The sequence below is a fragment of the Microbacterium sp. cf046 genome (genome assembly GCF_900114345.1).
Lineage (GTDB): Bacteria > Actinomycetota > Actinomycetes > Actinomycetales > Microbacteriaceae > Microbacterium.
Genome location: NZ_FOZJ01000002.1, coordinates 1,099,793 through 1,121,143, shown reverse-complemented (window position 1 = coordinate 1,121,143; position 21,351 = coordinate 1,099,793). Strand labels below are relative to the sequence as shown.

Genomic DNA, 21,351 nt, shown 5'->3' with positions numbered 1-21,351 from the left:
GTTGATCCGTCACCCATGCACGCTGATGAGGGCTCGCAGCGTGCGCGGGTGACGGATGAGCGTGCGCCGTCAGCGACCCGCCGCGTACCCCTGCATGCCGCGCGGGTTCGCCGCGGCCCAGACGCCTCCGGTCGCAGCATCCCATCCCACCGCCGACACTCTGCCGAGCGACCATGCGCCGGCCCGCGTGACATCGTGGCCGCGGCGCTCGAGGCCCGTGATCAGCTCGTCGCCGAGGCGGTCCTCGACCACGACTCCCGCCGAGGTCCAGCCGCGGGGCCAGAACGAGTCGACGAGCGCCGTCGTGTGCAGGGACGGGGCGTCGATCGCTTCCTGCGCGGTGTAGCCGCCCACGATCATGCGAAGCAGCACGGGCACCTGCCACTGCTCCTGCTGGTCGCCGCCGGGCGTTCCGATCGCCATCTCGGCCCGGCCGTTCCGAAGGACGAGCGTCGGCGTGAGCGTCGTTCGCGGCCGCGCGCCGGGGCGAAGCGCAGCGGGGGATTCCGCGTCCAGCCACGTCATCTGCAGTCGCGTCCCGAGACAGAAGCCGAGCTCGGGGATCGTCGGTGAGGACTGCAGCCAGCCGCCCGACGCCGTGACGGCGATCATGTTGCCCCAGCGGTCCACGATGTCGATGTGGCACGTGTCGCCACGGGTCCGGCCGTCGCGCCCGGGCGGGGCGACGGTCGGCTCGCCCACGCCTGCGATGATCGCGCCGTCCGGGGTGCGCAGCGCGGGCCGGAAGACTGGGTGGCCGTCGATGATGCCCGGGCGCCACTCCTGCGACGCCCCATCGGCGATCAGTGCGCGCCGCTCGGTCGCGTACTCGGCGGACAGCAGGACATCGAGCGGCACGTCGATGTCGCCGTAGTACGCGTCGCGGTCCGCGAACGCGAGTTTGAGCGCCTCGAGCACGGTGTGCGCCCCTGCTTCGGTGGACGGATCGATCTCGGCGCAGCCGTCGAGGATGCGCAGGGTCTGCAGCAGTGCGGGGCCCTGCGTCCACGCGCCGGCCTTCGCGATCGTGTGCCCGCGGAATTCGACCGAGACGGCCGCTTCGTATGCTGCGCCGGAGTCGGCGAAGTCGGCGGCGGTGATCACGCCGGCATGGTCGGAGCCGTCGGAATGGCGGTGCGGCGTCGCCAGGAACGCGGCCGCCGCCCCGGCGACCGCTCCCGACTTCCACTCGGTCCGGGCGGCGTCGATCCGCGCCTCGCGGCCGACGGGGCCGTCGTCGCGGATCGCGGCGCCGGCCGCGATCAGACCTTCGAGCACCGACGCGTACGCGGGATTGCGCACGATCGTGCCCGCGTCCGGTACGCGGCCCTCCGGCATCCACAGCGCCGCGGAGGACGGCCAGTGCTCGCGGAACAGACCGGCCACGCGCGAGATCGTGGCAGCTGCCTGGGCGAGGAGCGGATGCCCGTCGCGCGCGTAGCCGATCGCGTAGGAGAGGACGTCAGCGAGCTCCCAGGAGCCGTGATCGTGCAGGAGCATCAGCCACGCGTCCACCGCGCCCGGCACGGTCGCCGCGAGGCCGCCAGCTCCGGGAACCAGGTCGAGTCCTTCGGACCGGTAGTGCTCGATCGTCGCCCCGGCGGGCGCGGGACCCTGACCCGCGAGCACGACGGGCGTGCCCGGCTCCTCCGCGGTGGCGAAGATGCCGACCAGGTCGCCGCCCGGCCCGTTCAGGTGGGGTTCGACGACGTGCAGCACGAAGCCGCCTGCGACCGCGGCGTCGAACGCGTTGCCGCCGCGTTCGAGCACCGCCTGCGCGCTCGCGGTCGCCAGCCAGTGCGTGGATGCGGACATCCCGAACGTGCCGGTCAGCGTCGGGCGCGTCGTGAACCCGGGTGGGGGAGTGAAGCTCACGGGTTCAGGCGGGCGACCCAGGCTTCGACCTCGTCGGCTGTGCGCGGAATGGCCGACGACAGGTTCACCGGGCCGTCGGGCGCCATGAAGATGTCGTCCTCGATGCGCACGCCGATGCCGCGGTACTCCTCGGGGACGGTGAGGTCGTCGATCTGGAAGTACAGGCCGGGCTCGATCGTGAAGACCATGCCGGGCTCGAGCGTGCCGCCCGCGTACAGCTCGCGACGCGCCTGCGCGCAGTCGTGCACGTCGAGGCCGAGGTGGTGGCTGGTGCCGTGCACCATGTACCTGCGGTGGTGGTGGCCGGTCACCGGATCGAGCGACTCCTCCGCCGAGACCGGCAGGATGCCCCACTCCTCGAGCCGGTGGGCGATGACATCCCAGGCGGCTGCGTTGAGGTCGGAGAACTTCGCGCCGGGCTGAGCGGCTGCGAATGCGGCGTCCGCGGCCTCGCGCACCGCTTCGTAGACGCGGCGCTGCACCTCGCTGAAGCGGCCGCTGACCGGGATCGTCCGGGTGATGTCGGCCGTGTACAGCGAATCGACCTCGACGCCGGCGTCGATGAGGATCAGGTCGCCCGGCGCGACGGCGCCGTCGTTGCGCGTCCAGTGCAGGTAGCACGCGTGAGGGCCGGAGGCGGCGATCGTGTCGTAGCCCTCCCAGTTCCCATCGTTGCGCGCACGCTGGTGGAAGACCCCCTCCACGACCCGCTCGCCGCGCGGGTGCTCCACGATGCGTGCGAGGTTCGCGACGATGTCGTCGAATCCGTCGGCTGTCACGTCCACCGCGAGCTGCAGCTGGGCGAGCTCGTACTCGTCCTTGTGCAGGCGCAGCTCCGAGACGAACCGGGTGAGGTCGGCATCCTCGTCCAGCACGAGATCGGCATCGGCCGGCTCGAATGAGTCGATGTGTGCGGTGGCCAGACCGAGGTCGGCGGCGACGCCCTCGAGAGCCGGTCGCGGGCCGATCCAGAACTCGCCGATCGATGGGTTCGCGTAGAACTCCGCGGTCGTGCGGTCGGCACGCTCGCGGAAGTACAGGGTGACGTCGTGACCGCTCTCGCCCGTGGGCTCGAAGACGAGCACCGAGTCGGGCACGGAGTCCGTCGCCCAGCCGGTCAGGTGCGAGAACGCGGAGTGGGCACGGAACGGGTAGTCGGTGTCGTTGCTGCGCACCTGGTACGGACCGGCCGGCAGGATGAGCCGCTTGCCCGGGAACGCGGCCGAGACGGCGTCGCGTCGCCGTGCGGCGAAGGTCGCCTGCTCACGGGGCGGAGGGAGCACCTCGGGACGCTCGGCCCAGCCGGTCGAGATCGTGCTCAGAAAGCCGTCGCCGAACCCCTGTCGCCGATTGACCGTGCTGTTGGCGGGGATCTCGGGCGCTGCCTCCGGGGCAAGCTCGGTGGTGCCGGTGGTTTCGCTGTCGCCTGTGGTGCTCATGCATCAAGTCTCGCACCGGCGACGAGGTCAGTCGACCGGTTCGAACTGGACGATGAGCGGACGATGGTCGCTGCCGGACCCGTCCATCGACCGCAGGACGAGCGACCCCGTCGGCTTCCAGCTGCTCGAGGCCATGACGTGATCGATCGGCGCGCCCACGAGCGCGGGGATCTGCGCCGACCAGGTTCCGACTCCGCCGTTGCCGGTGGCCACGGCTGCATCGCTGCAGCGCCCGAGTGTTCCCCCGTCGACGCCGAGATTGGTCATGTGGTCGATCGTCGCGTTGAAGTCGCCCGCCATGATCACGTTGTCATCGACGCACTGATCGGCGAGCCATTGCAGGTCGTACCGCCAGTACTGCATGTAGCTCTGTCGCGGTGCGACGGCGTGGGCGGCGACGACGATCGGACCGTCGCCGCTGGTCGGCATGGCGACGGCGCTCGGCACCGTGGAGGTGTTGCTGGACCCGTCGACGGAGGATTCGATCACGGCGTACTCGCCGAGATCGGGCGAGATGAGAAGGGTTGTGGATCCGGCATCCCACTCGGTCGAGGGGTAGTCGGTGTAGTACGCCCACATCGGATGCCCGAGGTCGCGCATCGCGATCGCGACCTGCTCGCCCGTCTCGATCGTGGTCTCGGGCAGCGTGACGATGTCGGCATCCATCGCCACGGCGATCTGCGCCACGGAGTCGGGTGACGTCGCCGAGCCGGCGGTGTTCCACGTCATCACGCGGATGCTGCTGCCGGTCTTGGCCGGCAGCGTCTCGGTGCCGATCCCGCGCGTCGCCACGATCGCGACGTTGGCGATCATCGCCACCGCCATGATCACGGCGAGGGACAGGGCGAACCAGCGCAGTGGACGCGCGATGGCCAGCAGGAGCGCGACCACCACGAGGATCGCGAACGCGATCACGAGCACCCCGCGGAAGGACACGATCTGGGCGACCGGGAAGGTCCGTTCGAGCTTGAAGAACGAGGGCCACGTGAGGACGGCCGCCGCGATCGCGCAGATCACGGTCCCCAGAATCCCCAGCAGGCGAAGCACCCGGCGACTCTATGTCAGCAGTCTGGGAGATCGGTCAGCGGGGTCCCGCCGGACCGGGTGCAGCGCGGCTCCGATGAAGCGCCGCGCTACGCTCGGAGGATGCCGGACACGCGACGCTTCGAGGGGCCGAGCGACCTGCATCTTCACTCGATCCACTCGGACGGCACCGAGTCGGCGGCGCACGTGATGGCGGCCGCGCACCGGCACGGCTTGCGCACGGCTGCGCTCACCGACCACGACACCACCTCGGGGTGGGCGGATGCGGCCGAGGCCGCCGTATCCCTCGGCATGACGTTCATTCCCGGGATGGAACTGTCCGCCAAGTACGAATGGCGCAGCGTGCATGTGCTCGCGTACCTGATCGACCCGGATGATCCCCGGCTGCGCGCGATGACCGACCGGATCCGGTCCTCCCGCCTGGAGCGGGCCCGCACGATGGCCGATCGCATCGGGCGCGACTACGACCTGCACTGGGACGATATCGTCGCGCAGACCTCCGATGGCGCGACGGTCGGTCGCCCGCACATCGCGGACGCCCTCGTGGCCAAGGGCCTGGTGGCCGACCGCGCGGAGGCGTTCTCCGACATCCTGAGCCCGCGCGGGGATTACTACGTCGCGCTGTACGCGCCGGATCCGGTGCTCGCCGTGCAGCTGGTCGTCGGCGCCGGGGGAGTGCCGATCATCGCCCACCCCGCCGGCCGCGCAGGGCTGCTGCCGACGCCGCTCATGGAGCGGATGCTCGCCGCGGGCCTCGCCGGCTTCGAAGTCGGGCATCGCGAGAACCTCGAGGCCGGCATCCGCACCCTGCGGCGCATCTCTGCGGAGCGCGACCTGATCATCACGGGCTCGAGCGACTATCACGGCCTCGGAAAGCCCAATCAGCCGGGCGAGCACACGACGAGCGACGACATGGTCGCCAGGATCATCGACCGCGCGACCGGGAGCACCCCGGTCTACCCCTGACAGCAGTCGGCCCCGCCGCTGACGCGACGGGGCCGACGGCGGAAATTCGGCTCAGCTGAGCGCCTTGGTCTTGATGGCGTCGAACTCGGCCTGCGTGATGGCACCCGAGTCAAGGAGCGACTTCGCCTTCGCGATCTCCTCGGACGGGCTCGCGCCCGCGACCGACTTGATGTACTGGTCCTGAGCGGCCTGCATCTGCTTGGCCTGGGCCGCGCCGCGCTCGGTCATGCCTTTGCCGCGCGCGATCAGGTAGACCAGCAGCGTCAGGAACGGGACGAAGATCAGGAAGATGATCCACACCGCCTTCCACCAGCCGTTCAGCTTGTGGTCGCGGAACAGGTCACTGATGACCGCGAACAGAGCGATCAGGTAGGTGAAGAACACGAATGCCCACAGGAACCACCAGATCAAGTCCCCAAAGGAGCCCCAGAAGCCCTGGTACTCCACTGCGTCGATGATTCTCATCACTGCCTTTCATGCGAGGAATGCGGCACGATCACCGCGCCGCTCACATTAGCGCTTTCCCAGGTTTCTCACGGAAGCCGGTACCGCCTGCGACGCGAGGGGTCGATTAGCGTCGGGGAATGCGTCAGCCCACTCGGCTCGAGCGGCGGATCGACGGCGCCGCGCACCGCCTGCTCGCCGGCGCACCGACATCCGGCGTCCGGTCGGTGCTCGTCGAGGTCGGCGTCTTCGTCCTGAAACAGGCCTGGGCGTGCGTGTTCGGAGCATCGCTGCTCGTGGTGATCGTCGCGGCGCGACTCTGGTACCCCGACGACGCGGCGCTGGCCCGCAACGACTTCCTGACGATCGCGGCCGTCGTGATCCAGATCGCCATGCTCGCGACGCGGCTCGAGACCGGCCGGGAACTGTGGGTCATCGTGCTCTTCCACGTGACCGGCACGGTCATGGAGCTGTTCAAGACCGATGTCGGGTCATGGATGTACGAAGTCGAAGGGGTCCTTCGGATCGGCGGCGTGCCCCTGTTCAGCGGATTCATGTACGCCGCGGTCGGCTCGTACATGGTCCGCGTGTACCGCCTGTTCGACCTCGGATTCACCAGGTACCCGAAGCGGTGGCTGACGGCGATCGTCGCTGCCGCGATCTACGCGAACTTCTTCACGCACCACTGGATCTGGGACTTCCGCTGGGTGCTGCTGGTGGCCGTCGTGCTGCTGTGGGCGCGGACGGTGATGTACGCCCGGGTGTGGCGCGCAGTGATCCGGATGCCGCTGCTGGCGGCGTTCGGCGGGGTCGCGGTCTTCATCTACCTCGCGGAGAACATCGGCACCTGGGCGGGCGCGTGGATGTACCCCGATCAGCTCGACGGCTGGCAGCCGGTGTCGATCACGAAGCTCGTGTCGTGGTTCCTGCTCATGATCATCTCGGTCGTGCTGGTGGCGTGGGTGTATCCACCGCGGCCGCCGACCGCGCGAGAGCAGGAGATCTCACGGGAACAGGTCGATTCCGTCTAGCTCGTCCTGCCTCGGTGGGGTCTCCTGTCCCGGTGCGGTCGCCGGTCGACACCGGCGAGCGGATGCCGCGGCTCAGGCGCCGGCGGGTGCTCCGCTGGGCCGCGAACCGCCGCGACGGCGACGACGGCGGCGCGGTGCGGCATTGCCGTCGTGGTGCTCCTTGCCGCCTCCGTCATGCGTGCCCGTGCCGTCGGCCCCATCGCGCGCACCGTGCTCGGTCGGCACCTCGGGTGCGGCATCCCTCGTCGAGGGGCCGGTCGAGGCGCCCGCACCGGCGGATTCGCCGGTGCGACGGCGGCGCCTGCCCGAGTCGCCGTCACGACCCGAGGACCCGGAGCGCGCCGTGTCCTGCGTGCGGACGGTCTGCGTGCGGGGAGCGGTCGTGAGTCGGCCCTTGGTGCCGGCGGGGATGTCGAGGTCGGTGAACAGGTGCGGGCTCGACGAGTAGGTCTCGGTCGGCTCGGGCTGGCCGAACTCGAGGGCGCGGTTGATCAGGGCCCACTTGTGCAGGTCGTCCCAGTCGACGAAGGTGACCGCGATGCCGGTCTTGCCCGCGCGGCCGGTGCGGCCGGCGCGGTGCAGGTAGGTCTTCTCATCGTCGGGGATCGTGTGGTTGATGACGTGCGTGACGTCATCCACGTCGATGCCGCGCGCAGCCACGTCGGTCGCGATCAGGACGTCCTTCTTGCCGGCCTTGAACGCGGCCATCGAGCGCTCGCGCGCCTCCTGGCTCATGTCGCCGTGCACCGATGCGGTGTTGAAGCCGCGGTCGCCGAGCTCGTCCGACAGTCGCTGCGCAGCGCGCTTCGTCCGGGTGAAGATAACGGTCTTGCCCCGGCCGTCGGCCTGCAGGATGCGGGCGATGACCTCGTCCTTGTCCAGCGAGTGCGCGCGGTAGACGAGGTGGTTGATGTTCGCCTGGGTCAGGCCCTCATCGGGGTCCGTCGCGCGGATGTGGATCGGGTTGGTCATGAACCGGCGGGCCAGCGCCACGATCGGGCCGGGCATCGTCGCCGAGAACAGCTGCGTGTGCCGGACCGCGGGAACCTTCTGGAAGATCTTCTCGATGTCGGGGAGGAACCCGAGGTCGAGCATCTTGTCGGCCTCGTCCAGCACGACCTCGGTCGCGTGCGACAGGTCGAGCAGTCGCTGGTTGTTCAGGTCGATGAGGCGGCCGGGGGTGCCGACGACGATCTGCGCGCCGGCCTTGAGCTGGTCGATCTGACCCTCGTACGCCTTGCCGCCGTATATCGCGACGACGCTCGTCGAGCGGCCCGATGTGAGCATGTCGATGTCCTCGTACACCTGGACGCACAGTTCCCTGGTGGGCACGACGATGAGCGCCTTTACTCCGTGCTCCGGGTTCGGCCCGAGGCGCTGGACGACCGGGATGCCGAAGCCGAAGGTCTTGCCGGTGCCGGTCTTGGCCTGGCCGATGATGTCCTGGCCGGGCAGGCCCAGCGGAATGGTCTGCTCCTGGATGGGGAACGCGTCGACGATGCCTTTCGCGGCAAGGGTCTCGACGATGTCCTGGTCGACGCCGAGTTCGGCGAAGGTCGTCACGATGTGAGCCTGTCCGGCAGTGAGATGCTGCCTTGTGGTGTGCCCTGGCGCGTGTGCGATGTCGCCGCGCGGGCGGGGGTGGGATCCACGCCCTTTCTCTGCCACAGGCGCGGGAGCCCCGATCCGACGTCGGGGACTTCCCCCAGGATACCGGCTCGCACCGCGCGCAGACGTATCCGAGCTCCCGGGTCATGGGCTGCGCATGGCCGCGCACCTATGCTGAGTGCGTGGTGAAGTGGTTCTGGGAGCGGCGCCCGCAGGGGCGCAAGCTCCAACTGCGATCGCGCGATGAAGCGAGCGACGCTCACCGCGTCGACTTCGAGGAGCTCGCGCCGGAGATCGACACGTTCCTCGGACAGGCCGCGTATCTGCAGCTCGGCTACTTCGAGACCCTCTCAGAGCTGATCGCCTCGACGCCCGAGCTCGCCGAGAAGGAATCCCTCTCTCGTGCTGCCGGCGCGGCGCTGCAGAAGCACGAGGAGCTCGTCGCGCTCATCCGCGACCGCGGCGACGACCCGACGAGCCTCATGCTCCCGTTCCGCGAGCCGCTCGATGCCTTCCGCCGTGCGACCCACGGCGTGCGGCCGCAGGAGACCATGCTCTCCGTGCACATCACCGCGGGCATGCTCGATGACTTCTACCTGGCGCTCTCGTCGAGCTATGGCGAGACGGGTCGGGTCGTGGCCCGCATCCTGCAGGCGGACGACGACCGGCAGGCGATCGTCGACATCATCGGCGAGACCATCGCGAGCGATCCGGAGTGGAAGTCGCTGCTGGCGATGTGGGGTCGCCGCCTGGTCGGCGACACGCTGCTGATCGCACGTGCGGCGCTGCGGCCGACGACGCTGCGCATCGCGGACGAGCAGAAGGTCGAGCCGGTCTTCACCGACCTGATGGCCGCGCACTCGAAGCGCATGGACGCGATGGGTCTGGCGGCGTAGCTCGCGGTGCCCGGCGTCGCTCGCTCTCGACCCCTGGCGTCGCTCAGCCGATCTTGAGGCGCGCCTTCTCCCGCGCATCGTGAGCGGTGCGCGTGCGGGCGAGGATGACCAGCACCGGCCACGTCACGACGATCGGAACGACGAGTGCGGACATCCACAGCAGCGGGTTCTCGAGGCCGACGCCGGCCCACGTGAGGATCATCCACACGAGCCCGGCGGAGAAGGCGCCGATGATCGGCGCGAGCGCGACGCCGCGCGTTCCGCGGCCGCGCACGAGGAAGTGGGCTGCCGCGCCGACGGCGGCGCCGATGATGAAGGCGAGGAGGATCTGCACGCGCGGACCTGCGTCAGGCGACGAAGCCGACGCGGCGCGACTCTTCGGTGCCGAGCTCGATGTAGGCGAGTGTCGCGGTCGGGACGATGTAGCTCGTGCCCTTCGCGTCGGTGAAGCTCACGTGCGTGGCACCCGCGTCGAGGGCGCTCGCGACCGACTTCTTGACGGCCGCTGCGGTCTCTGTCGTCTCGAAGTTGAGCTCACGGCCGGTGTTGGCGATGCCGATGCGGATCTCCACGTGAATACCTCCTGCGACGGGGCGCTGCCCCGGGGCCTCGTGCGACCGGATGCCCGGCGCGCATGGCAACTCTACGACACGGGCCGAGGGCCCTCGGCCGTCCGTCGCACGCTCTCGGCGAACGCGCGATGACGGTCGTGGCGCACGCTCGTTGTCGGCACCTCGCGCTACCGTCGAAGCCATGGACTTGGGCGACGACTCCGGCGCGGCGCCCGCCCTGGATGCGCATCAGCGCGTCGTGTCGGGGCTTTCCGCCGCGGCATCCGGAGTGGTCGTCGGCGCTCCCGGCAGCGGCAAGACGACCGCACTGATCGCCCGGGTATCGGCGCTCGTGGACGCGGGGATCGACCCCGACGCGCTGCTCGTGCTCACTCCGTCGCGCCAGACCGCGACCGCGCTGCGCGACCGGCTGGCGCTCGCTGTGGACCGGGCGACGTCCGGCCCGCTCGCCCGCTCGGTCGCCTCCTTCGCGTACCAGCTGGTGCGGGCGACGCAGGTCGCCGCGGGTGAAGAGCCGCCGCAGCTGCTCACCGGCGGCGACGAGGACCAGCTGATCCAGGATCTGCTCGAGGGGGATGCCGAAGACGAGGCCGAAGGCCGCGGCCGATGGCCGGAATGGCTCGGCCCGACCGTCCGCTCCACGAAGGGATTCCGCACCGAGGTGCGCACGTTCCTCGCCGAGTGCACCACGCTGGGCATCGAGTCCGGTCGTCTTCGCGAACTCGCCGAGACGCATGGGATCCCCGTGTGGGGCACGATGGCCTCCTTCTTCGAGGAGTACGTGCAGGTGCGGGCCGACATGCGGGGCGCGCATCGGGATGCCGCCGGACTGGTGCGCGAGGCCGTCGGCGTGCTGCGCACCGCGCCGCCGGGAACAGAGGTCGTCGATCGGGTCCGCGTGATCCTCGTCGATGATGCCCAGGAGCTGACCCTGGGCGGCGTCGAGATGCTCGAGGCCTGCGCAAGGCGGGGGATCGCGGTGCTCGCCTTCGGCGACCCGGACGTGGGAGCGGGAGCCTTCCGCGGCGCCACGCCGGAGAACTTCGCGCGGCTCGCGGCGAGCCTCGGGAGCGTGTGGGTGCTCTCCGGCGCGCATCGCGGCACGGCATGGCAGCGCGAGTTCGTCGGGCAGATCACGCAGCGCATCGGGGCGGTCGGGCTCGTCGCCCATCGCGCGCGCCCTTCCGTCGACACCGGCCCCGTGGTGCCCGACACCTCCGTGCGGGCGCTGACACTGCGCTCTCCGGCCGAGGAGTACGACGCGATCGCGCGGCTGCTCCGCGAGCGACACGTGCACGACGGCGTCGCCTGGTCCGCGTGCGCGGTCATCGCGCACGACACCAGACAGGTCGCGGCGCTGGAAGCTGAGCTCGCCGCGCGCGAGGTGCCGACGCGGTCGAGCGGACCGGGCCGCCCGCTGGGCAGCCTGGCGCCGGTGCGCGACCTGCTGAGGATCATCGACCTCGCGGCACGCGACGACTGGACCTTCGAGGCAGTTGCCGACGCCCTGGTCGGGACCGCGGGCCGACTCGACCCCATCGAGCTGCGCCGGCTGCGATCGGCGTTGCGGCACGTCGCCCTGCGGCAGGCTCAGGAGCCCGGCGCCGAACCCGCGGCGTCAGGCCGGGAGCTCCTGCTCTCCGCGATGCATCAGCCGCTCGAGTTCGAGCTCATCGACACGAGGGAGGCGCGCACCGCAGCGCAGCTCGCGAGCACACTCGTCCTGCTCCGGGAAGAGCTCGAGCGAGGGGCCACCGCGCACGAGCTGCTCTGGACCGCATGGGATCGCAGCGGCCTCGAGCGCGTGTGGTCCGAGCTCGCCCGCGGACACGGGCCACTGGCCGAGCAGGCGAACCGCGACCTCGACGCGGTCGTGGCGCTGTTCCAGTCCGCGAAGCGCTTCGTGGAGCGATCGCTCGACGCGGATCCGCGCGTCTTCGTCCGCAGCATCCTCGACAGCGATGTCGCCGAGGATCGTCTCGACGCGCCCGCCGGCGGCGATGCCGTGCGGATCCTGACGCCGGCCGGTGCACTGGGCACCGAGTTCGACACGGTCGTGATCGCCGGTGTGCAGGACGGCGTCTGGCCGAACAGCCGCCTGCGCGGATCGCTTCTGGAGACGTGGCGCCTGGCCGACGCCGCGACCCGCTCCGAGGACGCCGCCGCCTCGACGCTCGATCGCCGACGGGCGGCGATGCACGATGAGCTGAGGCTTCTCGTGCGCGCGGTCTCCCGCGCGACTGAGCGCGTCATCGTGACGGCGGTCGACGACGACGACACCGGTCCGAGCGTGTTCTTCGAGTTCCTGCCCGACCCCGAGCGGCACGCCGTGGAGCATCCGCTGTCGCTGCGGGGCCTCGTCGCCCAGCACCGCCGCACGCTCACGGAGCCCGGCGGCCGCAGTCGCGGCGAGCGGGCGGCGCAGCAGCTGGCGCTGCTCGCGGACGCGGGCGTTCCCGGGGCCGCGCCGGCGGAATGGTTCGGTGTGCTCACGCCGACCTCCACCGGCCCGCTGCGCGACCTCGACCGCGAGGACGTCCGCGTGTCGCCCTCGCGACTGCACACCCTCGAGGAGTGCGAGCTGAACTGGGTGATCGGCGACCTCGGCGGCGATCCAGGGAGCACCACGGCAGGGCTCGGCACGATCGTCCACGCGGCCCTCGAGCACGCCGCGGATTCGGATGAGGAGAGCCTGTGGGCCGAGGTGGATGCGCGGTGGGGAGAGCTCACGTTCGAGGCGGCGTGGCGCGAACGCGCCGAACGCGCCCGCGCGCGCGACCTCGTACGACGGCTGCATCTGTACCTGCGCCGCTTCGAGTCCGCCGGCGGAGCGCTCATCGGCGCCGAGCCGCACTTCGAGGTCGCGATCCCGCTCGATGACGGAGAGGCATTCGAACACGGCGCGATCCTCTCCGGGTACATCGACCGCGTCGAACTCACGCCCGAGGGCACTGTCGTGATCGTCGACCTGAAGACCGGCAAGCGCGAGCCGCAGACCGACCTCAAGGTCGTCGACAACCCGCAGCTCGGCGCCTATCAGCTCGCATTCGAATCCGGCGCGATCCCGGCGGCCGCAGGCTTGCCGCCGGGCGGTGCGAAGCTCCTCGTGCTGCGCCCGACGGCAGCCCGCTCGGACTACGCCACGCCGTGGCAGCCGCCGTTCGACGAGGAACGGCGCGACCTGTTCCTCGCGCGGGTCCGTGCCGCGGTGGCGGTCATGCGGGGCACGGCGTTCGAGGCGCCGTACGAGGACCACTGCCGCGACGAGTACTCGTACGGCCTGTGCCGGATCCACACGATCGGGGCGGTGAGCGCATCGTGACCGCACCCGTGTCGGTCCAGACCCTCTCCGCCGACGTGATCGCCGCCGCTCTGGGGCAGTTCCCCCCGACCGCCGAACAGGCGGCGGTCATCGAGGCGCCGCTCGAGCCGGCGCTCGTGGTCGCGGGCGCGGGCAGCGGCAAGACTGAGACGATGGCTGCGCGAGTGGTGTGGCTCGTCGCCAACCGTCTGGTCCGTCGCGACGAGGTGCTCGGTCTCACGTTCACGCGCAAGGCCGCGGGCGAGCTCGCCGAGCGCATCCAGCGCAGGCTGCAGCGACTCGGCGAGTTCGAACGCCGCGGGCTGATCGAGGCTCTGCCGGCGCTGCACGCGAGCGGGCGCCTGGACGTGTTCGGCGACCTGGAGCGCGCCGGTGGCGACGGCTCGAAGGCCGCGTCGGCCCGACACGCCGCGATGGACGCCCTTGCCGACGAGGTGGGTGCGATCGCCGAGGCGCCGGACGATGACGCACTGCTGCACCGGCCCACCGTCGCGACCTACAACAGCTTCGCCGACCAGATCGTCCGCGAGCACGCGGTGCGGATCGGGCGGGATGCCGAGGCCGTCATCCTCTCTGAATCGGCCGCGTGGCTGCTCATGCGTCGGGTGGTCTTCGCCTCCGACGATCCGCGCCTGGAGACACGGGGCGAAGCCGTCCGCAGCATCGTCGACGCCGCGCTCCGCATCGCGCGGGACGGCGTCGACAACCTGGTCTCGTTCGATGACCTGGCCGCGTTCCCTGAGCGGTTCCGCGACGTGCTCGAGCGTCCGTCGACGAGCAGAGCGACGGTGGTGTACGCCGCCGTCGCCGAAGCCGAGGACAAGGTGGGCGCGCTCGCACTGCTGGCCGACCTCGCCCGGGAGTACGCGGCCGAGAAGCAGCGCATCGGCGTGCTCGACTTCTCCGACCAGGTCGCCGGCGCGCTCGATGTCGTGCGCACGCATCCGGTCGTCGCCGACGAACTGCGCGACCGATTCCGAGTCGTCCTCCTGGACGAGTACCAGGACACGTCGGTCGTGCAGACCGACCTCCTCGCGGGGCTGTTCGCCGATACCGCGGTGATGGCGGTCGGCGACCCCCACCAGGCGATCTACGGGTGGCGCGGGGCGAGCGCCGGCAACCTCGGCGGGTTCGCGGAGTCCTTCTCGCCCGGCCGGCCCGGTTCGCAGTTCGCTCTGCTGACGAGCTGGCGCAACAGCGCCGGTGTGCTGGCAGCGGCCAACGCGGTGCTCGCACCGCTCGCGGCATCGGCATCCGTCCCCGTCCAGCAGCTGCGCGCCCGGCCGGCCGCCCCGAGCGGAGCCGTCGAGCTCGCGTTCGACGCGGACCTCGACGCCGAGGCCGACCGGGTCGCCACCTGGTTCGGCCGGGTTCGCTCCGAGCGCGCCGCGGACGGGCGATCCACCACGGGTTCGATCCTGTTCCGCAGCAAGAAGCACATGGTGCGCTTCGGCGACGCGCTCGGCCGCCGCGGGGTGCCGCATCGCATCCTGGGGCTCGGCGGTCTGCTCTCCACCCCCGAAGTGGTCGACGTGGTGTGCGCCCTGCGCGTCCTCAGCGACCCGAGCGCGGGATCCGCGCTGATCCGCCTGCTCGCCGGGCCGCGATGGGCGATCGGTCTGCCCGACCTGCGCGAGCTCGCGGCGCTCAGCCGTCGGATCGCGCGGCACGATGCGGCCCTGCAGCCGCTCGCACCCGAAGTCGTCGAGCGGATCCGCGGCAGCGCCGGCGACGACGACGGATCCCTGGTCGACGCCCTCGACTTCGTCCTTCGCCACAAGAGCGACCACGGATGGCTCGAGGGCTTCACGCCCGACGCCCGCGAGCGGCTGCGGGAGGCCGCATCGGTCTTCGCCGGACTGCGCCGCGCGGTCGGGATGCAGATTCCCGATCTCGTGCGGCTCGTCGAGCTCGAGCTGCGCCTGGACGTCGAGCTCGCGGCCAACGAGTCGCGCGGACCCGCGCGCATCGCCTCGGCACAGCTGCGTGCGTTCGTCGACGAGCTGCACGCGTTCCTGGCCGCCGATGAGTCGGGGTCGATCTCGAATCTCCTCGCCTGGCTCGACCATGCCGAGCAGCTGGACGAGTTCGCTCCACGCACCGAACCGCCTGAGGACGACGTCGTGCAGCTGCTCACGATCCACGGCTCCAAGGGACTCGAGTGGGATGCCGTCGCGGTGGTGCGTCTGGTGAAGGACGAGCTTCCGAGCATGGCCCGCGACACGAAGGGGTGGCTGGGGTTCGGCATCCTGCCGTATGCATTCCGCGGTGACGCCCGATGGCTGCCGGCGCTGCGATGGGAACGGGATGTGGCGCCGACCCAGCAGGACCTGAAGGCCGCGATCGATGAGTTCATCGCCGCCAACCGAGCCCGTCAGCTCGATGAGGATCGCCGGCTGGCGTACGTCGCCGTCACGCGCGCGAGGGATCACCTGCTCCTGACCGGTGCGAGCTGGTCGGGCACGAAGCGTCCACGTGAGCGCAGCGTCTTCCTCGATGAGATCGCGGACGCGCTCGGCATCGGGCTGCCCGACGACGACCCAGGCGATGACCCGTACCTCGGCGAACGCCGGGTGCTGAGCTGGCCGATCGATCCGCTCGGCGCGAGGCGGGCCGCCGTCGAACGCGCGGCTGCGGCCGTGGATTCCGCTCTCGGCGCGACACGGGTGGAGCCGGATCGCGACGTCGCTCTGCTGCTGGCGGAGCGAGACGCGCGGCATCGGCCCGCTGCTGATGCGGCTCCGATCAGGATCGCGGCATCCCGCTACAAGGAATTCGTCACCGACTACGCGGGGACGGTCGCGAAGATCTCACGACCTCTACCCGAGCGCCCGTTCCGCCAGACCAGGCTCGGCACCCTGTTCCACGCGTGGGTCGAACAGCGCTCCGGACGCGTCGGCACCGCCCGGTCGCTCGACGACGCGCTGTGGGAGCTCGACGAGGACGGACCGGCCACCACGGCGTCGGCCGAAGATGCTGCTGTGCTGGCGAGGCTGCAGGCGAACTTCGCGGCGTCCGAGTGGGGCGATCTCAGTCCGATCGAGGTGGAGACCGAGATCGACTTCACCGTCGCGGAGGGGGCGGGTCTGGACGGCCGACCGCACGTGATCATCTGCAAGCTGGACGCCGTCTTCCGGCGGGACGACCGCGGCGGACGCATCGAGATCGTGGACTGGAAGACCGGCGCCCCGCCGCGCACCGACGCCGAGCGTCAGGAGCGGATGCTGCAGCTGGAGCTGTACCGCCGGGCGTATCACGAGATGCACGGGGTGCCGATGGATCAGATCGACGTCGCGCTGTACTACGTGGCGGACGACCTGGTGATCCGCGGCTGAGCGTCGGAGGCTCAGCCGGCGAGACTAGTCCGAGAGCCAGCGCCGCAGCGCGGCATCAGACGCACGCTCGTTGTCGGCCTGCGCGTCTGCGTCATCCGCGCCGTCCGCCGATTCTCCGGTGGTGTCCGTGCGGTTCGCCCAGGCGGAGATGTCGATCGGCGCGGTGGAGACGTCGTCGTGCGACTGCGGAACGGAACCGATCGTCGACTCGGGTGCCTCGGCCTCGTCGGCCTGGTCCGCCACCTCGGCCGCATCGGTGTCGTCGGTCGTGACCCACAGCGAGAGCTCTTCGGGATCGTACGCGTCCGTGTGCATCGAGGTGTCGACCGCCGCGGCCTGCGCGTCAGGCACGCGGTCCAGCAGCGCGATCGCGTCGTCGACGCCGACGGCGGCATCCGGAATGATGTCGTCGTCACGCACGCCGGCGGCGAGCGACTCCAGGAGGCCGACAGCGTCGTCCACGATGTCGGAGCGTCCCGCCTCGTGCCCGTGGACGAGCCACTTCGCGAACTCGAGCTCGGCGTACAGCCGCGCGCGCGAGCGGGCGAGCCGGTCGGGTGCGCGGTCGCTGTGCGCGACATACGCGTCGTAGACGTCGTCGGCGGCCGCCGGTGCCGACGCGAGCCACTGCAGATCGGTCGCGGGGTCGCCCACCGACAGTCCGTGCCACTCGAGCACGCCGGTCACGCGCGGGACGGAGTCGACGTCCTCGAACAGGAACGACGCTGCGCCCGCTCCGCCCAGCACGACTGCGGACTCGAAGCGCCACAGCTCGTCGGTCTCGACAGCGCGACGCCACCGGTCCACGAGCGCGCGCGGCGCTGAGCGGGTCGCCTCCGCGCGGTCGATCAGGCGCGACACATCGTCGCGGACCTGCTGAGGGGTGCGGACAGGGAGGCCCTCGGTGCGCACGATCGAGAGCGGGAGGGCGTGCAGGGCAGCCAGCGCCTCGCCGATCGACGTCGCGGCGCCGCGCCCCGACGGGAGGTGGGCTGCATCGACCCGGTACCCGGGGAGGAAGTCGACCACGACGGCCCGGGCGTCGCCGATGCCGGCTTCGCCGAGCAGTTCCGGCGCACGGAACGGCAGCAGGCCGCGCACGCCGGGCGTCAGGGCACGCAGAGCTCGCGCCTCAGCGGCGAGCTCGGTGCCGGCATCCGCGTCCGCCGGCGCGCGCACCACCACGCGCCTGCCGTCGTCGAGTTCCGCGAGCGCGGCGTCGTAGCGACCGGCAGCGCCTTCCGTCAGAATGCCGACTCCGACGACGCCGACCCGGGGCAGAGCCGAGGTCACCGACGCGGCTAGAGTGAGGGGTGAGCGTGCCATGTGCCCAGGGTAGGTCGGGTGCGCCCGTGCGCCCCCGCGCCACGCCCGGCTTGTCGACCAGCGGCAGAGAGGTCCTCGATGACGGCGCCTGAGAGCACGCAGCCACCGCCGCTGGCGAGGTTCGGTCTGGATCGAGCCGCCGAGGAGCGGGCGACGCCCGCACGACTCGAGGCTGCGCGGTCGGATGCCGCCACCCGAGTGCTCGTCCTGAACGGCGACGCCGCACCGCTGTCGCGACGCGATGCGCTGCACTGGGTGGGGCCGGGCGCGGCTCCGCAGGATGCCGAGTGGGCGTTCCTCGGTCGCGATGGTGACGGCACCGCCGTGCTGGCGGCAGTGCTGGCCAGGACCGAGGACGAGCCGTTCCCGGCGCCCGCGGGCTGGGGATCGCTGCGAACGGTGGGAGGACTCCTCTCGGCCCGCGATGCCGGCGCCTTCGTCGAGGCGCTCAGCCTCGGCCGGTGGCTGCTCGAGGCCCCGTTCTGCCCGGCCTGCGGTGCGCGCACCGAGATCCGCGATGCCGGCTGGTCGCGGCACTGCCCGTCGTGCGGGCGCGAGCACTTCCCGCGGACCGATCCAGCGGTCATCGTCGCGATCACCAGCGCCCGGCACCCCGACCGACTGCTGCTCGGCTCGAACGCGCTGTGGACGGGCGACAGGTTCTCGTGCTTCGCGGGCTTCGTCGAGGCGGGGGAGTCGCTCGAGGCGGCGGTGGCGCGGGAGGTCCGCGAGGAGGCGGGCGTCGAGGTGGTCGACGTGCGGTACCGCGGCTCGCAGGCGTGGCCGTATCCGCGCTCGCTCATGCTGGGATTCCTCGCCACGGCCGCCGACGACACCGCAGCCGAGGCGGACGGTGAGGAGATCGTCGCGGTGCGATGGTTCGAGCGATCCGAGATCGGCGCGGGTCTGGCCGGTGAGAGCGACCTGTTGCTTCCCGGCGCCGCATCCATCGCGCACAGCCTGATCAGCGACTGGTACTCGGGTGCGGAATGAGCGACCGCGCGCTCGAAGGTCTGGATGACCGCCAGCTCGAGGCGGTGACGACACTGCGGGGACCGGTCGCGGTGCTCGCAGGTGCCGGAACGGGCAAGACGCGCGTCATCACGCACCGGATCGCGCACGGCGTCGACACCGGCGCGTACTCGCCGGGACGGGTGATGGCGGTGACGTTCACCGCGAAGGCCGCCGGCGAGATGCGAGGCCGACTGCGGGCCCTCGGCGTCGAAGGAGTGGCGGCCCGCACGTTCCACGCCGCGGCACTCGCACAGCTCAACTACTTCTGGCCGACGGTCGCGGGCGACTCCGCTCCCGCCATCGTCGACAACAAGGTGCGCCTGCTGGCCCATGCCGCCGACGGAATGGGCATCGAGCCCGACACCGCGACGCTGCGCGACGTCGCGAGTGAGATCGAGTGGCGCAAGGTCACGATGCGCAGCATCGAGCAGTACGCCGCCGCGCGCCCGAACGGCGTCGGGCGGCTCGACGTCTCACGGGTGGCAGACCTGCAGCGCGCGTACGAGAAGCTGAAGGACCAGCGTCGCCAGCTCGACTTCGAGGACGTCCTCCTCGCGTGCGCCGGCATGCTGGAGGCCGAGCCCCACGTCGCGGCATCCGTCCACGAGCAGTACCGCCACTTCACGGTCGACGAGTTCCAGGACGTGTCGCCGCTGCAGCATCGGCTGCTCGAGCTGTGGCGGGGGGACCGTCGCGACATCTGCGTCGTGGGCGATGCGAGTCAGACGATCTACTCGTTCGCGGGCGCGGATGCGCGATTCCTCCTGGAGTTCGCAAGCACCCACGAGGATGCGCGCGTGGTGCGTCTGGAGACGAACTACCGATCGGATGCCGCGATCCTCGCGGTCGCGAACGAGCTCATGCGCGGTCGCCCCGGCGCGCTCGAGCTGACGGCGGCGGGCGGTGGAGACGGTGCTGTGGTGCCCGCCGATCCGCCGATCGTCACCGCCTACGAGGACGACGTCGCCGAAGCGCGCGGCGTGGCGGGAGGGGTCGCGGCGCGGATCGCGGCCGGGGTCGATCCGCGCACGATCGCGATCCTCTATCGGGCGCATGCGCAATCGGCCGAGCTCGTGCGCGCGCTGGCGGATCAGGGGATCGCGGCGACCGTGCTGGGCGGCAAGCGCTTCTTCGACCTGCCCGAGGTGCGTCAGGCGCTCATGGAGCTGCGCGCGGCTTCGGTGGCGCCGATCGAGACGGGATTCGTCGACACGGTCCGCGACATCCTCCGCTCCCGCGGGCTGACGGACGAGCCGCCTCAGGCCGGCGGCGCGCTGCGGGACGCATGGGAAGCCCGCGCCGCGCTGCTGCGTCTGGCCGAAGAGGCGCCGGAGGGGACGACCCTGCGCGGCTTCACCGACGAACTCCAGGCGCGCGCCCGCGCGCAGCACGAGCCGGCGATGCGCACGGTGACCTTGGCGACGCTGCACGCCGCCAAGGGGCTGGAATGGGATCACGTCCACCTCCTCGGTGTCGCAGAGGGGCTTCTGCCGATCAGTTACGCGACGACCTTCGAGCAGGTCGACGAGGAGCGCCGCCTCGCCTACGTGGGCATCACGCGGGCCGGGCGAGTACTGTCGCTGTCGTGGTCGCGGGGACTGCGGGATCGTCAGCCGTCCAGGTTCCTGCGAGAGATCGGCACCGGCACGCTGCGTGCGGGCGGTGCACGCGCATCGAGCGGTGCAGGGAGCCTTCGCGCAGGCTCAGCGAATGCGACCGGAGGCGCCGCGGGCTCCGCACGGCCTCGCTGATCAGACGAGCGGCCACCAGCGACGCCTCGACCGTGAGGGCGTCGCTGAGCACCGGGGCGGTACGACCGAGCAGCTGCGCCGCGACGTGCGGCCACGCCGGGTCGTCGTCACGCCTGCGCGCCGCGATGCACGACAGGCACGCCGTCCGCCCGGGCACGACGAACGGCCCGATCTCGGCACCGGGCCCGGTGAAGATGAGCGGCAGGTGGGCGAGGTCGCGTCCCATCAGCGCCGCAGCGCGTCGGGGAGCGATCAGGTGGTGGCCGAGGATGACGACGGGCGCCGCGTCGGGAACGGGCTCGCCCGGCGCATCCCACCACGTCGCTTCGGTGACCTCAAGACCCGCGCTCCTGAGTGAATGCGCGACCTGCCCGGTGGTCTCCCGGGGAAATCCCTCGGGAACCTGGAGGATCACCCGAACTCTCGGTGCGGGCGGGCCGATGAGTGCGGGTGCGATGCGACGCACGAACCGCCCGGCCGCGGCCTCGGGCGCGCCGAGGGCGATCGCGATCGGATCGAGGGCGGCATCAGGGATGCCGCGCTCGAGCTCGCGCAGGAGCCGCTGCTGCCACGGTTCGGGGTCGTCGAGGACGGCGACCGCATCCGCTCCGAACTGCAGGGTGGTGGCGGAACGCCAGAGCGGCGGGAACGCGGGGTCGAGTCGCAGCATGGTCCCGATTGTGATCCGCGCGGCGTGACGGATCCGGCTCTCCACAGGTTCGACTCGC

General features: G+C 71.2%; 15 protein-coding genes. 7 read left to right on the top strand and 8 right to left on the bottom strand.

The window, feature by feature from the left end; all coding sequences use genetic code 11:
- Positions 1-69: 69 nt before the first annotated feature.
- Genes BM349_RS11600 through BM349_RS11590 form a run of 3 tightly spaced genes read right to left on the bottom strand, consistent with a single transcriptional unit; the run spans position 70 to position 4,361 of the window.
- Positions 70-1,875: a gamma-glutamyltransferase family protein gene (locus BM349_RS11600; protein ID WP_091706984.1), complete on the bottom strand. Its 1,806-nt coding sequence runs from the start codon at positions 1,873-1,875 to the stop codon at positions 70-72.
- Positions 1,872-3,314 carry an aminopeptidase P family protein gene (locus tag BM349_RS11595; protein ID WP_091706983.1) on the bottom strand — a complete coding sequence of 481 codons (1,443 nt, stop codon included), beginning with the start codon at positions 3,312-3,314 and terminating at the stop codon, positions 1,872-1,874. The genes BM349_RS11600 and BM349_RS11595 overlap by 4 nt, the downstream gene beginning before the upstream one ends.
- Before the next feature lie 27 nt (positions 3,315-3,341).
- Positions 3,342-4,361 carry an endonuclease/exonuclease/phosphatase family protein gene (locus BM349_RS11590; protein WP_091706982.1) on the bottom strand — a complete coding sequence of 340 codons (1,020 nt, stop codon included), beginning with the start codon at positions 4,359-4,361 and terminating at the stop codon, positions 3,342-3,344.
- Positions 4,362-4,460: 99 nt separating this feature from the next.
- On the opposite strand from BM349_RS11590, the gene BM349_RS11585 reads away from it, so the two are divergent.
- The gene (locus BM349_RS11585; RefSeq protein WP_091706981.1) at positions 4,461-5,324 is read left to right on the top strand and encodes a PHP domain-containing protein; all 864 of its coding nucleotides are present in this window, start codon (positions 4,461-4,463) and stop codon (positions 5,322-5,324) included.
- Positions 5,325-5,375: 51 nt separating this feature from the next.
- On the opposite strand, the gene BM349_RS11580 is transcribed toward BM349_RS11585, so the two are convergent.
- The gene (locus tag BM349_RS11580) at positions 5,376-5,789 is read right to left on the bottom strand and encodes an SHOCT domain-containing protein (protein WP_091706980.1); all 414 of its coding nucleotides are present in this window, start codon (positions 5,787-5,789) and stop codon (positions 5,376-5,378) included.
- 119 nt (positions 5,790-5,908) lie between these two features.
- Between BM349_RS11580 and BM349_RS11575 the strand changes: the two genes are divergently transcribed.
- A complete protein-coding gene (locus BM349_RS11575) occupies positions 5,909-6,799 on the top strand; it encodes a DUF817 domain-containing protein (protein WP_091706979.1) in 891 nt (296 codons plus the stop codon).
- 72 nt (positions 6,800-6,871) lie between these two features.
- On the opposite strand, the gene BM349_RS11570 is transcribed toward BM349_RS11575, so the two are convergent.
- Positions 6,872-8,362: a DEAD/DEAH box helicase gene (locus BM349_RS11570; RefSeq protein ID WP_091706978.1), complete on the bottom strand. Its 1,491-nt coding sequence runs from the start codon at positions 8,360-8,362 to the stop codon at positions 6,872-6,874.
- A 227-nt stretch (positions 8,363-8,589) separates the two neighbouring features.
- Here BM349_RS11570 and BM349_RS11565 point away from each other — a divergent pair, with 227 nt between their 5' ends.
- Positions 8,590-9,303: a ferritin-like fold-containing protein gene (locus BM349_RS11565; RefSeq protein WP_091706977.1), complete on the top strand. Its 714-nt coding sequence runs from the start codon at positions 8,590-8,592 to the stop codon at positions 9,301-9,303.
- 43 nt (positions 9,304-9,346) lie between these two features.
- Here the strand turns inward: BM349_RS11565 and BM349_RS11560 are convergent, their stop codons facing one another.
- Both BM349_RS11560 and BM349_RS11555 read right to left on the bottom strand, forming a co-directional pair.
- The gene (locus BM349_RS11560) at positions 9,347-9,637 is read right to left on the bottom strand and encodes a hypothetical protein (RefSeq protein ID WP_091706976.1); all 291 of its coding nucleotides are present in this window, start codon (positions 9,635-9,637) and stop codon (positions 9,347-9,349) included.
- 13 nt (positions 9,638-9,650) lie between these two features.
- Entirely contained in the window at positions 9,651-9,875 is a 225-nt protein-coding gene (locus BM349_RS11555) for a DUF3107 domain-containing protein (RefSeq protein ID WP_091706975.1), read from the bottom strand.
- A gap of 181 nt (positions 9,876-10,056) precedes the next feature.
- On the opposite strand from BM349_RS11555, the gene BM349_RS11550 reads away from it, so the two are divergent.
- Together BM349_RS11550 and BM349_RS11545 are read left to right on the top strand one after the other, a co-directional pair.
- The gene (locus tag BM349_RS11550; protein ID WP_091706974.1) at positions 10,057-13,197 is read left to right on the top strand and encodes an ATP-dependent helicase; all 3,141 of its coding nucleotides are present in this window, start codon (positions 10,057-10,059) and stop codon (positions 13,195-13,197) included.
- Complete coding sequence (locus BM349_RS11545; RefSeq protein WP_254773838.1) at positions 13,194-16,532, top strand: ATP-dependent DNA helicase; 3,339 nt, start codon at positions 13,194-13,196, stop codon at positions 16,530-16,532. Before BM349_RS11550 ends, BM349_RS11545 begins: the two co-directional genes overlap by 4 nt.
- Positions 16,533-16,556: 24 nt before the next feature.
- On the opposite strand, the gene BM349_RS11540 is transcribed toward BM349_RS11545, so the two are convergent.
- Complete coding sequence (locus BM349_RS11540) at positions 16,557-17,858, bottom strand: phosphotransferase (protein ID WP_091706973.1); 1,302 nt, start codon at positions 17,856-17,858, stop codon at positions 16,557-16,559.
- A 78-nt stretch (positions 17,859-17,936) separates the two neighbouring features.
- On the opposite strand from BM349_RS11540, the gene nudC reads away from it, so the two are divergent.
- The gene (gene nudC / locus BM349_RS11535) at positions 17,937-18,851 is read left to right on the top strand and encodes an NAD(+) diphosphatase (RefSeq protein WP_091706972.1); all 915 of its coding nucleotides are present in this window, start codon (positions 17,937-17,939) and stop codon (positions 18,849-18,851) included.
- Complete coding sequence (locus tag BM349_RS11530; protein ID WP_091706971.1) at positions 18,848-20,623, top strand: ATP-dependent helicase; 1,776 nt, start codon at positions 18,848-18,850, stop codon at positions 20,621-20,623. The genes nudC and BM349_RS11530 overlap by 4 nt, the downstream gene beginning before the upstream one ends.
- The last annotated feature ends 728 nt before the right edge of the window (positions 20,624-21,351 follow it).